This is a genomic window from Thioclava sp. NS-SX20 (assembly GCF_057380695.1).
This window is the reverse complement of the sequence record NZ_CM170816.1, coordinates 1982813-1995842: the sequence shown is the minus strand read 5'-3', so window position 1 is coordinate 1995842 and position 13030 is coordinate 1982813. Positions and strand designations below refer to the sequence as shown.

General features: G+C 62.2%; 11 protein-coding genes. 4 read left to right on the top strand and 7 right to left on the bottom strand.

Annotated features, from left to right (window positions below):
* The first annotated feature begins 2 nt into the window (after positions 1 to 2).
* Both AC2ISB_RS09675 and AC2ISB_RS09670 read left to right on the top strand, forming a co-directional pair.
* Positions 3 to 590 (top strand): DedA family protein, encoded by a 588-nt coding sequence (locus AC2ISB_RS09675; RefSeq protein WP_339108008.1) that lies wholly within the window; start codon positions 3 to 5, stop codon positions 588 to 590.
* Positions 575 to 1291 (top strand): glycosyltransferase family 2 protein, encoded by a 717-nt coding sequence (locus AC2ISB_RS09670; protein WP_339108006.1) that lies wholly within the window; start codon positions 575 to 577, stop codon positions 1289 to 1291. Before AC2ISB_RS09675 ends, AC2ISB_RS09670 begins: the two co-directional genes overlap by 16 nt.
* A gap of 85 nt (positions 1292 to 1376) precedes the next feature.
* Here the strand turns inward: AC2ISB_RS09670 and ccrA are convergent, their stop codons facing one another.
* On the bottom strand, positions 1377 to 2669 hold the full coding sequence (gene ccrA, locus AC2ISB_RS09665) for a crotonyl-CoA carboxylase/reductase (RefSeq protein WP_339109536.1): 1293 nt from the start codon (positions 2667 to 2669) through the stop codon (positions 1377 to 1379).
* A gap of 443 nt (positions 2670 to 3112) precedes the next feature.
* On the opposite strand from ccrA, the gene AC2ISB_RS09660 reads away from it, so the two are divergent.
* Positions 3113 to 5113 carry a methylmalonyl-CoA mutase family protein gene (locus AC2ISB_RS09660; protein ID WP_486574838.1) on the top strand — a complete coding sequence of 667 codons (2001 nt, stop codon included), beginning with the start codon at positions 3113 to 3115 and terminating at the stop codon, positions 5111 to 5113.
* Between the two features lie 95 nt (positions 5114 to 5208).
* A complete protein-coding gene (locus tag AC2ISB_RS09655; protein ID WP_486574836.1) occupies positions 5209 to 6762 on the top strand; it encodes an ATP-dependent DNA helicase in 1554 nt (517 codons plus the stop codon).
* 17 nt (positions 6763 to 6779) lie between these two features.
* On the opposite strand, the gene AC2ISB_RS09650 is transcribed toward AC2ISB_RS09655, so the two are convergent.
* The 6 genes from AC2ISB_RS09650 to AC2ISB_RS09625 all read right to left on the bottom strand — a co-directional run bounded on the left by AC2ISB_RS09650 (position 6780) and on the right by AC2ISB_RS09625 (position 13028).
* Complete coding sequence (locus tag AC2ISB_RS09650; RefSeq protein WP_486574834.1) at positions 6780 to 7541, bottom strand: TIGR02186 family protein; 762 nt, start codon at positions 7539 to 7541, stop codon at positions 6780 to 6782.
* Positions 7538 to 8458 (bottom strand): sulfite exporter TauE/SafE family protein, encoded by a 921-nt coding sequence (locus AC2ISB_RS09645; RefSeq protein WP_406721200.1) that lies wholly within the window; start codon positions 8456 to 8458, stop codon positions 7538 to 7540. Before AC2ISB_RS09645 ends, AC2ISB_RS09650 begins: the two co-directional genes overlap by 4 nt.
* Positions 8459 to 8532: 74 nt before the next feature.
* Entirely contained in the window at positions 8533 to 9336 is an 804-nt protein-coding gene (locus AC2ISB_RS09640) for a purine-nucleoside phosphorylase (RefSeq protein ID WP_406721199.1), read from the bottom strand.
* Complete coding sequence (locus tag AC2ISB_RS09635) at positions 9320 to 10288, bottom strand: ABC transporter permease (RefSeq protein WP_486574832.1); 969 nt, start codon at positions 10286 to 10288, stop codon at positions 9320 to 9322. Before AC2ISB_RS09635 ends, AC2ISB_RS09640 begins: the two co-directional genes overlap by 17 nt.
* Positions 10288 to 11376, bottom strand: coding sequence for an ABC transporter permease (locus tag AC2ISB_RS09630; protein WP_486574830.1), 1089 nt, complete (start codon positions 11374 to 11376; stop codon positions 10288 to 10290). The genes AC2ISB_RS09635 and AC2ISB_RS09630 overlap by 1 nt, the downstream gene beginning before the upstream one ends.
* Complete coding sequence (locus AC2ISB_RS09625) at positions 11376 to 13028, bottom strand: ABC transporter ATP-binding protein (RefSeq protein ID WP_486574828.1); 1653 nt, start codon at positions 13026 to 13028, stop codon at positions 11376 to 11378. Before AC2ISB_RS09625 ends, AC2ISB_RS09630 begins: the two co-directional genes overlap by 1 nt.
* Positions 13029 to 13030 lie beyond the last annotated feature (2 nt).

The following is a 13030-nucleotide window of genomic DNA, read 5'->3' as shown; positions in this document are numbered from 1 at the left end:
TCATGTTCGGACTGGATCAAATCATTTCCCTGCTGGCCGCTCACGGGCTGGTTCTTGTTGGCGCACTCTCCATTCTCGAAGGGCCGATTGTGACGGTGCTGGCCTCATGGCTGGCCTCTAACGGTCTGTTCGATCTGCTGCCGCTGTTTTTCGTGCTGCTGGCGGGTGATCTTATCGGCGATCTGGGGTTTTACTATCTTGGGCGGCGCGGGCTGGGGATTATCCCTGCGAAATGGCGCCATCGTCTCGGACTGGATGGCAAGCGCCTGCGCAAGATGCTGCGCCATTTCCGCGCCAAGGGCGGGCGCACGCTTCTGGTTGGCAAGATCACCCATTCCGCAGGGGCCGCAATTCTGGTGGCCGCGGGCATCTCGCGGATGCCGGTGCTGCCGTTCCTGCTGTATAATCTGCTGGCATCCATTCCCAAAACCCTTGCCCTGATGGCTTTGGGCTATTTCATGGGCTCGGCCTATACCCGCATTGATGGCTGGATCTCGAAAGGTTCCATCATCCTGCTGGGGGTGCTGATCCTTGCCGGCATCGGCTGGTATATCCATCACAAGAGGCAATCGTCATGTCCGCAGGACTAAGCGTCAGTTGTGTGATCCCCGCCTATAACGAGGCACCGCGCATTCGCAATGTGCTCGAGGCGGTGCTCTGCCATCCGGCGGTGGAGGAGGTCATCGTGGTGGATGACGGGTCGACGGATGGCACGCCCGAAATCGTCGGGGCGCTGCCATCGGTCCAGCTGGTCCGACAGACACAGAACGGCGGTAAAACGGCGGCGGTCGCACGTGGGATCCGTGAGGCGCGGGGCAGCCATGTCATGCTGCTCGATAGCGATCTTCTGGGGCTTACGGGGCTGCATGTCTCGCAATTACTCGACCCCGTGCGCTCGGGGGCGGCCGATGTGGCGATCAGCCTGCGGCGCAATGCCCCTGCGCTGTGGCATATGATCGGGCTGGATTACATTTCGGGCGAGCGGGTATTGCCGCGCGCGTGGCTGCTGGACGGGCTGGAGGCGCTGCCGCATTTCGGGCTGGAGGTGCATATGAACCGCCTGCTGATCCGCAAAGGGGCCCGTCTGGCGGTGGTCGAATGGCCCGATGTCGACAGCCCCTATAAACATGCCAAACTGGGCAGTTGGGCGGCGGGTCTGCGCGCCGATGCCGCCATGCTGGCCGATATGTTCCGCGTGGTCTCGCCGCTGGAGGCGGGGGGGCAGATCTGGTCGATGCGCAAGATGCGTGTCGCACCGCGCCAGCTTGCAGGGCATCCGCCGCAGCCCTGACAGGGGGGCAGAGAGGGCCAGTCACGCGTAAAAAAGGCCGCCTTCTGGCGGCCTTTTCCGTTTAGCCCCTGCCTCGGGGCGGTTTTCAGGCCTGACCGCTGGCTTCCAGCGTATCGGCAAAGGTGCGCAGACCCGTTTTAGGCGCTTGCACCAGAACAGCCATATTGCCCGGTTTATGCTGGTTATGCAGCATTTTGGTATGGGCTTGCGGGATTTCTTCCCACGGGAAAACTTCCGACATGCAGGGGTCCAAACGCCGCTCGATCATCAGACGGTTGGCCGAGGCTGCCTGTTTGAGGTTTGCAAAATGCGACCCTTGCAGGCGCTTCTGGTGCATCCACATATAGCGCACGTCGAAGGTGCAGTTGAACCCCGAGGTGCCCGCGCAGATCACCACCATGCCGCCTTTTTTCACCACGAGGGTGGAGACGGGGAAGGTGCTTTCGCCCGGGTGTTCGAAGACCATATCGACATTCACGCCCTTGCCGGTGATGTCCCAGATCGCCTTGCCGAACTTGCGGGCCTCTTTGAGCCAGTCGTTATATTCGGGGCTGTTCACGGTGGGCAGTTGGCCCCAGCATTTGAATTCCTTGCGGTTGATCACGCCCTTGGCCCCCTGAGCCATGACGAATTCCCGCTTGGATTCATCCGAGATCACGCCGATCGCATTGGCACCTGCCGTATTGGCCAGCTGGATCGCATAGGACCCGAGGCCACCAGACGCGCCCCAGACCAGAACGTTCTGGCCCGGCTTCAGCTCGTGCGGGTGATGCCCGAACAGCATCCGGTAGGCGGTGGCCAGCGTCAGCGTGTAGCAGGCGCTTTCTTCCCAGGTCAGATGCTGCGGACGCGGCATCAACTGCTGCGCCTGCACACGGGTGAATTGCGCGAAGGAGCCGTCATGGGTCTCGTAGCCCCAGATCCGCTGGCTGGGCGAGAACATCGGGTCGCCGCCGTTGCATTCCTCGTCATTGCCATCATCCTGGTTACAGTGGATCACGACCTCGTCGCCCACTTTCCAGTTTTTGACCTTGTCGCCCACGGCCCAGACGATGCCTGCGGCATCGGAGCCCGCGATATGATAGGGGGCCTTGTGCACGTCGAAGGGGCTGATTGGAACGCCAAGGCCCGCCCAGACGCCGTTATAGTTGACGCCCGCCGCCATCACGAGAACCAGAACCTCGTTGCTGTCGATGGCCCAAGTATCCACGACCTCTTTCTGGAACGACTCCTCGGGGGCACCATGCCGCTCCCGACGGATTGCCCATGCGTACATTTTCGGCGGAACAAAGCCCAAGGGCGGGATTTCCCCGATCTCGTAGAGCTCTTTCTCTTCTGCCGTATAGGGCACCATGTTGCTCTCGCTGTCCAATGCCATCCCCATCTTCCTCCTCCTAAGATGCCGCGCCGCAGAATCACGCGGCTATAGGGTATGATTACAATCGGTCGCGCAACAATGCAACCATTGTGATTTATTTTTTGTAATTATGTGTCGCGTTGAATTTTCAAGCATTTGTCTTCCTGCGGGCAGAAGATCTGTCTTCTGCGCGGAAGATTTTATCATAATGTGCAGGCGGGCCTTGCAGGGCTGACTTTTCCTGAAAGTCTTATATCATGATTTGCGTTGGGCGCGGTAACTTTCCGGTAAAATGCAAGAAGAGCTTAACCGTCAGTATGCATCCTGTGATTGCGTGGCGAAGGCGCGGCAGTCACAAGAAATCTCTGCGATGCAGAATTTTCTTGTTATTATAATATTGCGTGTTGTATTTATTTTTGAGAATTATGTTGCTGTTCCGTGGATTCGTGGAGGGGAGGCCACCCATGACCGAGACCGTATCGAAATCTGATCTGCCTATAACTGCTCAGCCCGCGCGCGATAAGCCGTGGCTGTTTCGGACCTATGCTGGCCACTCGACCGCCAAAAAGTCGAACGAACTGTATCGCACCAACCTGTCCAAGGGGCAGACGGGGCTTTCGGTGGCCTTCGACCTGCCGACCCAGACGGGCTATGACAGCGACCATATTCTGGCGCGCGGCGAGGTCGGCAAGGTCGGCGTGCCGGTCTGCCACTTAGGCGATATGCGCGCGCTGTTTGACGAAATCCCGCTCGAGCAGATGAATACCTCGATGACGATCAATGCCACCGCGCCTTGGTTGCTGTCTTTGTATATCGCGGTGGCCGAAGAGCAGGGCGCCGATGTCTCGCGGCTGCAGGGCACCGTGCAGAATGATCTGGTGAAGGAATATCTTTCGCGCGGGACCTATATCTGCCCGCCGAAGCCCAGCCTTGCGATGATCACCGATGTGGCGGCCTATACCCGCGAGCATCTGCCCAAATGGAACCCGATGAATGTCTGTTCCTACCACCTGCAAGAGGCAGGGGCGACACCGGAGCAGGAGCTGGCCTTCGCTTTGGCCACAGCCATTGCCGTGCTGGACGACCTGAAAAACAAGGTGCCCGAAGCGGCCTTCCCCGCGATGGTCGGGCGGATTTCCTTCTTTGTGAATGCCGGCATCCGCTTTGTGACAGAGCTGTGCAAGATGCGCGCCTTTACCGAGCTTTGGGACGAGATCTGCCGCGACCGCTATGGCATCGAAGAGGCAAAATACCGCCGCTTCCGCTATGGGGTGCAGGTCAATAGCCTCGGCCTGACCGAGCAGCAGCCGGAAAACAACGTCTATCGCATCCTGATCGAGATGCTGGCCGTGACCCTGTCGAAGAATGCGCGCGCCCGTGCGGTGCAGCTTCCCGCGTGGAACGAGGCTTTGGGCCTGCCGCGTCCGTGGGACCAGCAGTGGTCGCTCAGGATGCAGCAGATCATGGCCTACGAGACCGATCTTCTGGAATATGGCGATTTGTTTGACGGCAACCCCGCAGTGGCCGCCAAGGTCGAGGCGCTGAAGGAAGGCGCGCGTTCGGAACTGGCGCAGATCGATACGATGGGCGGGGCGATTGCCTCTATCGACTATATGAAATCCCGTCTGGTCGAGGCCAATGCCGCGCGGATCGGCCGCATCGAGGCGGAAGAGACCATCGTGGTGGGGGTGAACCGCTGGCAACAGGGCGAACCCTCGCCGCTGACGGCGGGCGATGGCGGCATCATGGTCGTCGATCCGGCGGTGGAGGCCGATCAGGTGGCGCGTCTGAACGACTGGCGCAGCAGCCGTGACGAGGCGCGGGTGAGCGCGGCGCTTGAGGCTTTGCGGCAAGCCGCCTCCAAAGGGGAAAACGTCATGCCCGCCTCGATCGAGGCCGCCAAAGCCGGTGTCACCACAGGCGAATGGGCGGGCGTCATGCGCGCCGTTCATGGCGAATACCGTGGCCCGACGGGGGTGGCGGCCAACCCCTCCAACCGGACCGAGGGGCTCGATGATATCCGCGACGCGGTGGATCAGGCTTCGCGCAAACTCGGGCGGCGGCTCAAGTTTGTCGTGGGTAAGCCGGGTCTGGATGGCCATTCCAATGGTGCCGAACAGATTGCCTTCCGCGCCCGCGATTGTGGCATGGATATCACCTATGAGGGCATCCGCCTGACGCCGGAACAGATCGTGTCCCGCGCGCTGGAAGAAAGCGCGCATGTGGTGGGCGTCTCGATCCTGTCGGGCAGCCATATTCCTCTGGTCGAGGAGCTGATGGAGCGGATGCGGGCTGCAGGGCTTGCCGATGTGCCGGTTCTGGTGGGTGGGATCATCCCCGATGATGATGCGCAGCGGCTGCTGGGCTATGGCGTCGCGCGGGTCTATACGCCCAAGGACTTCGAGCTCAATCGCATCATGATGGATATCGTGGGCCTTGCCGCCCCCGATGATGCGGCGGCATGACCCGATGCCGCTGTGACTCCAGATTGGGGTGAATAAATGCTGGCGGGAGGCTTTCGCTCTTCCGCCAGACAGCGCGCTTCTTTATGGTCGCGCGCATGACTGATACGCCCGCAATCCAGTTTTCCGAAGATCAGGCCGAGGCCTGGGATGCCGTAGCCGAGGCCCTGCGTAAGGCAGGGGTCGATGTGGATGACGGTATGGTCATGCCCGAAACCAGCACCGCTCAAGTGCATTCGGTGATCGGCAAGGCGGGGTCGGGTAAAACCATGCTGCTGTCCGCGCTGTATAAGGCGCTGGAAGAAGCGGGCGTCGAGGTCGTCTCGGGCGATTACGAGGGCAAGAAGAAGAAAGAACGCCGCACGCTGGCGATCCTTGCGCCGACCAATAAGGCGGCCTCGGTGCTACGGTCGCGCGGGGTGCCTGCAACGACCATCCACCGCATCCTTTACACCCCCGTCTATGACCCCGAATACGAGCGGATTGCCGAATGGCTGAGCGGGCAGGGCGAGCGCCCGAACCTTGAGATCCTGAAGGTCGACGGGCTGACGGAAGAGATGCTCGACCGTGCCAAGGCGTTTTTCGACCTGCATAAATCCGTGCCGGCGGCGCTGGCCTCGGCAGGGCTGCGGGGGTCCGATTTCATTCAGGGCTGGAAACGGCGCGAGGACCCGCTGGATATCGGCTTTGTCGATGAGGCCTCGATGCTGGACGAACGCCAGTTCGACGACCTGCGCGAGATTTTCCCGACGCTGGTCCTGTTTGGCGATCCGGCGCAGTTGGCGCCTGTGAACCAGTCGGGGCAGATGAGCTTTGAAAAGCTGCCTGACGAACGTAAACATGTGCTCCACCGCATCCACCGCCAGACGCAGGACAATCCGATCCTTGATCTGGCCCATGCGCTGGCCGATGAGGCGCTGACCTTCGACCGGTTCGAGCGGATGATCGAGGGTCGCGCGGCCAATGATGACCGCGTGGTGTGGGCAGGGCGGGTCGAGGCCGACCTGATGGCGCGCTCTCCGGTGCTGGTCTGGCGCAATGCCACGCGCATCCGGCTGATCCATGCCTTCCGCGGGGCGTTCAGCGCGCCGGTGGACGAGCTTCTGCCCGGCGAGCCGCTGATCTGCGACGGGATCGAACTGCCCGCCAAGCATCGCAAGCGCCGGATCGATCTGGAGGCCCGGGGGCTGATCAAGGGCGCGCAGGTGATTTACCTTGGTCCGGGCAAGAAGCCCGGTTTCTCGCGGCTGCATGTGATCGGGTCCGAAGACCCGCGCCTGTCTGCGGCCTCGATCGTGAAAATCGAGCTGCCGGATGAGGAAGAGCCCTTCATCCCCTTTGCCGCCCGCATGGGGGCCACCTTTTTGCATGGGGCGGCGGTTACCATCCATAAGGCGCAAGGCTCGCAATGGCGCGATGTGCAGGTTTTCGCGCCCGACATCTATGCTGCCGCAAGGGCAGGGCGGGTCGAGGCGGGGATTGCGCTGTGGAAACGTCTGGCCTATGTGGCGATCACCCGTGCCGAGCATCGCCTGCTATGGGTGACGCGGGCGCGGCTGGCGCGGCCCAGCGGTCCGCTTGGGGTGGAGGATCTGCCAAAAGGCGCGGCGCAGGCGCTCAAGCTGGAAATGCAGGACCAGCCCGAGGGCTGATCGCGCGGGGCAGTGGATCAGCTGAGGAAGCGCCGGAACAGCGCATTGGCCGCCCAGCCCGCAAACACCGCAAGCGCCAGCGACATGATGCCGTAAAGCGGCGGATAGGTCTGCGACAGCATGAAAAGCCAGCGTTCCAGCCCGACTTTGCGCACCGTGACAGGGGCGGAATATTCGTCGATCACGCGGTATTTGCGCACCAAGAAGATGCGGACCGTGTAATCGCCTTCGATCAGGTTGGCAGGCAGCGAGAAATCGGCGCGGAAGAGCGTGTCATCCAGCAGCTTCACATCGCCCGGATTGTCCTTGTAAAGGCCGTGGCTCACACGGATGCGCTGCAACGCCTCGGCATAGGGGGCGGCATTGGCCCGCTCTGTGGCGTTGGTGTAGTTGCGCAAGGCCTGCGGGATGGTGATGCGGTAGATCTCGTCGACCTCATGGGCAAGGAAATCCCGTTCGGGGCGGGTGGTGGCCACGGCATAGTAGCTGGGGGCCGACGGGATCTCGACCGAGCCGGTATTGATCCAGATCCCCATCTGCCGCGACTTGCGGCGCACCGTCACGGGGCCTTGCGGCCCTTCGAGCGTCACGATGACATCCAGCGGGCCCTCCGGTTCGGGGGCATAGCGTTTGACCGCGCCGAAGATCAGGATTTCGGACCCGTCAAAGGAGGCCGTGATCCCGATGCTCTCGCGCGAGAGCCCCGCCACGACTTTTTCCGCCGCCTGTGCCGGCAGGGCCAAGAGAACGAACAGACTTGCAAGGAGGCGCAGGATCATCCTTTGGCCCCCAGACTGATCGAGTAAAGCTCGCTTGGCTGGACCACCAGATCATAGCCAAGCTTGAGCGCCACGAGAAGCACCAGAGAGGCCAGCAGGATGCGCAGTTGTTCGGCTTTGAGCCGCCCCCCGAGGATCGAGCCGATCTGTGCCCCGATCACGCCGCCCAAGATCAGCATGATGGCCAGCATCACATCCACCGACTGGTTGGTAATGGCATGCATCATCGTGGTGAAGGCCGAGGTGAACAGGATCTGGAACAGCGAGGTGCCGATCACCACTTTGGTGGGCATGCCCAGCAGATAGATCATTGCGGGCACCATGATGAACCCGCCGCCCACCCCCATGACCGCGCCCAGAACCCCCACACAGAACCCGACCAGAATGGGCGGGATCACCGAGATATAAAGACCCGAGGCACGGAATTTCATCTTGAGCGGCAGCCTGTGGACCCAGCCGTGGCTGTGACGTTTGCTGCGCTTGGCGGCGGGTCGGCGGCTGCGCCCCAACGCCCGCAGGCTTTCGAGAAACATCAGCAGCCCCACGCCGCCGAGAAAGACGACATAGCAAAGCTGTACGGCGAGATCGATCTGGCCCAAGGCCTGCAGGTAGTTGAAGATCGAGATCCCCGCGACCGAACCGGCAAGCCCGCCCACCAGCAGGATGAACCCCATAGGCACATCGACCGCCTTGCGTTTGAGCTGGCTCAGCACCCCCGAAACCGAAGAGGCCACCACCTGATTGGCGCCCGTGGCCACGGCAACGGTGGGCGGAATGCCGATGAAGAACAGAAGCGGGGTGATCAGAAAACCGCCCCCCACCCCGAACAGCCCCGACAGGATGCCGACCACCCCGCCGATGCCGAAGAGGACGAAAAAATTGACCGAGACTTCGGCGATGGGCAGGTAAATTTGCATGGGCTTCCGCGCGCTGTCAGTAACTTAATGTGAGCGCCTTGGCGTGGGCTGTCAAACCCCAACTCAGGCGGGCGTCATCGGGCTTGCAGATATCGTCGCAGGATCTTTTCAAGCTTTTCCGCCCCCAGCGGTGCCATTGCCTTGGTCTGGGCATGGCTGATCTGTTCGTCGGCTTTCATGCCCGCGCCCATATTGGTGATCACCGAAATCGCGGCCACTCTCAGCCCGAGAAACCGCGCAAGGATGACCTCGGGCACGGTAGACATGCCCACCGCATCGGCGCCAAGAATGCGGGCGGCGCGGATTTCGGCGGGGGTCTCGAAAGACGGCCCCGAGAACCAGCAGTAAACGCCCGTGGGCAATTCGATCCCCTCGGCCTTGGCCGCCGCCATCAGCCCGTCGCGCATCTGGGCGTCATGGGCGTCGGTCATCGGGACAAAACGCGCGTCCGTTGGCTCGCCGATCAGCGGGTTATGGCCCGCGAAATTGATGTGGTCTTCCAGCATCATCAGCCCCCCCGGCGGGATGTCGGGGCGCAGCGAGCCTGCCGCATTGGTCAGGATCAGCCGCTCGCAGCCCAGTTCGCGCAGGATCTCCAGCGGCAGGCGCATCTCGGCGGGGTTGCCATGTTCATAGTAATGCACGCGGCCCCCGAAGACGGCGACGCGCACCCCTTCAAGGTCTCCGATCACCAGCTTCGGGTTATGGCCCGAGACGCCCGCATGCGGAAAGCCGGGCAGGTCGGAATAGGGGATCGCCACACCGTCGATCTCTTCGGCCAGATGGCCCAGACCCGACCCCAGCACCAGCCCGAAAGCAGGCGGCGTATCGCCCGCCCGCTTTCGGATGACTTGGGCCAGTTCAGCGCTCTTTGACATAGGGTTGGCCTCCGGCCTTCGGGGGATGGGGTTTGCCGACGACGCCCGCCAGCACGATCACGGTCAGGATATAGGGCAGCGCATCCAGAAGCGCCCCCGGAACCGACATATGCAGCGTATTCTGCAGCACATCGGGACGCAGCGCCAGTGCCTGCAGGAAACCGAAAAGCAGGGTCGCCCAAAGCGCCGACCACGGTTTCCAATTTGCGAAGATCAGCGCCGCAAGGGCGATATAGCCACGCCCTGCGACCATCTCGCGGCCAAAGCCTGCCTGAAGACCGGTGGCCATATAGGCCCCTGCTAGCCCGCAAAGAAGTCCGGTGATGGTTACCGCGCCATAGCGCAGACCAATGACGGAAATTCCTGCGGTATCAACGGATTCGGGGTTTTCGCCCACCGCCCGCAGCCGCAGCCCGAAGCGGGTGCGGTAGAGCACCCACCATGTCACAGGCACCGCCAGCAGCGCCACATAGACCAGAATGGAATGGCCCGAGAGCACATCCGAATAAAGCGGCCCGATGATGGGGACCTTGCGGAGGGCGGCCTCGAAGGGCAGGTGGAGTTCGTTGAAGCGTGCAGTGCCTGTAAGGGCGGGTGTGCGCCCGCCTTGGTGGAAGAGCGATTGGGCAATCAGTACCGTCATCCCCGAGGCAAGGAAGTTGAGCGCGACGCCCGAAATCAGCTGATTGCCACGGAAGGTGATCGAGGCCAGCCCATGCAGGAGCGAAAACAGGATCGAGGCGGCAATGCCTGCCAGACAGCCCAGCCAGACATTGCCGGTCATATAGGCCACAGCGCCCGAGGTCATCGCGGCCATCAGCATCTTGCCCTCAAGCCCGATGTCGAACACGCCGGAGCGTTCGGAATAAAGCCCTGCCAGACAGGCCAGAAGCAGCGGCGTCGCCAGCCGCAGGGTGGAATCCAGAATGGCGATAAGGGTTGCGTACTCCATCACTTGGCCCCCTGTTTCACACGGAAGAAGGGCATGAGCATCATCCGCACCATCCCGTCCAGCGCGCCGGTGAACAGCACGACCAGCCCCTGGATCAGCAGCCGCAGCTCGATCGGGATCGAGGTCCACAGCCCCATCTCGGCCCCGCCTTGGTACAGAAAGCCAAAGAGAAACGCCGCCAGAAACACGCCCAGCGGATGGTTGCGGCCCATAAGCGCGACCGCAATCCCGATAAAGCCCGCCCCTTCGGCAGAGTTCTGCAACAGACGCTCGGCCTCGCCCATGACGTTATTGATCGACATCAGCCCCGCCAGAGCGCCGGAAATCAGCATAGACCCCAGAATGATCTTGGTGCGCGAGATACCCGCATAGGCGGCGGCCTTTTCGTTCAGGCCGAAAGCGCGGATTTCATAGCCGAATTTGGTCTTCCACAGCAGCACCCAGACCAGCACACAGGCCGCCAGAGCCACGAAGAAGGTGACATTGGCCGGAACCGAGGGGCTGAACAGCCCCGAAAGCCCCGGAATATCGTGGAAGGTCGGCAGGCTGGTGCCCTTGGGAAAACGCGCGGTTGCCGGATCCATCTGGCCCGCGGGGCGCAGGACGGTGACCAGCAGATATTGCAGCAGGCTATAGGCGATATAGTTGAACATGATCGTGGTGATCACGATATGGCTGCCGCGTTTGGCCGCAAGCCAGCCCGGAATGGCGGCCCATGCGGCTCCGAAAAGTGCCGCCCCCACCATCGCCGCAGGCAGCGCCAGCCACCATGCAGGCCAAGGCAGCGCAAGGCAGACCAGCGCCACGCCAAGCCCGCCCAACTGCGCCTGACCTTCGGCGCCGATGTTGAACTGGCTGGCGTGATAGGCAACCGTCACGGCAAGGCCGGTGAAGATGAAACTGGTGGTGTAATACAGCGTATAGCCCCAGCCATAGGCGCTACCCAAAGCGCCGTCGAACATCACCGAGATCACCTCGACCGGATTGCCGCCAATCGCCAGCACCACGATGGCCGAAATGATCGCCGCCAGCAGGATCGAGATCAGCGGCACAAGAACCAGATCGGCCCATGTCGGTAGTTTCTTCATCAGCCTTCTCCGCCGTCATCATCGGCTTCACTGTCTTCATGCGCCAGATCTTCATGGGCATCAGGGCTCGGGTCGCGCATCCCCGCCATCAACAGCCCGAGGTCTTTTTCATCGGTGCTGGCAGGGTCGCGGAAGCCCATGATCTCGCCATCGAACATCACCGCGATGCGGTCCGACAGGGAGCGGATCTCGTCAAGCTCGACCGAGACCAGAAGAATGGCCGCCCCCGCATCGCGCAGCTCGATGATGCGCTTGTGGATAAACTCGATCGCGCCGATATCCACACCCCGCGTCGGTTGCCCGATCAGCAGAAGGGCGGGGTTGCGCTCGATCTCGCGGGCCAGCACGATCTTCTGCTGGTTGCCGCCCGAGAAATTCTTGGCGGCCAGAGACGGGATCGGCGGGCGGACGTCGAAACGCTCCATCGCGCCCTCGGTCGCCTTCACGATGCCCGCGTTATCCATCAGAAGCGCGTTCTTCTGGTATTCGGGCGCCCCATGATAGCCGAAGATGAAATTCTCCCACGCGGGGAAATCAAGGATCAGCCCGTGGTGGTGGCGGTCTTCGGGCACATGGGCGATGCCATCGCGGCGGCGGCTTTGCGCATCCGCGCGGCCCGTAAGGTCCAGCACCTTGCCATTAACCTTAATCTGGCCCTTGGCCACCTGATAGCCGCCCAGAACCTCCAATAGCTCGGTCTGGCCATTGCCCGCCACACCGGCAATCCCCAGAATTTCGCCCGCGCGGATTTCCAGATCGACGCCTTTCAGGCGCGCGACGCCTGCCTCGTCCGTCACCCGAAGGTCGCGGACCTCCAAGATCGGCTTGCCGGGCTGGGCCTTGGTCTTTTCGACATTCAGCAGAACCTTGCGGCCCACCATCAGCTCGGCCAATTCGGTGGGCGAGGTCTCGGAGGTTTTCACCGTCGCCGTCATCTCGCCGCGCCGCATCACCGAGACGGTATCGGTCGCCATCATGATCTCGCGCAGCTTATGGGTGATCAGCAGGATCGTCTTGCCCTCGGCGCGCAGCGTATCAAGGATGCGGAACAGATGGTCGGCCTCGGCAGGGGTCAGTACGCCGGTCGGCTCGTCGAGGATCAGGATCTCGGCCTGACGGTAGAGCGCCTTGAGGATCTCGACGCGCTGCTGGTGACCCACGCTCAGGTTCTCGACCAGCTCGTCGGGGTCCACATCCATCTCGTAGTCTTCGGCCAGCCGCTTCAGCTCGCGCCGCGCCTTGGCGATAGAGGGGCGCAACAGGCGGCCATCCTCGGCCCCAAGGATCACATTTTCCACCACGGTGAAATTCGGCACCAGCTTGAAATGCTGGAACACCATGCCGATGCCCGCGCGGATCGCGGCCTGACTGTCGGGGATGGCGGTCTCGCGCCCGTTGATCACGATCTCGCCACGGTCGGCCTTGTAGAAGCCGTAGAGGATCGACATCAGCGTGGATTTGCCCGCGCCGTTCTCGCCGATAATGCCGTGGATCGTGCCGGGCATGACCTTGATGGAGATGTCCTTATTCGCCTGCACAGGCCCGAAGGCCTTGGAGATTCCGCGCAGTTCGATTGCGGGCACAGCACCGCCCTGCGGGGATGCAATCGCGGCAGGGGCCTGCCGCGTTGCATTCTGGGTCGGACCGCTCATCG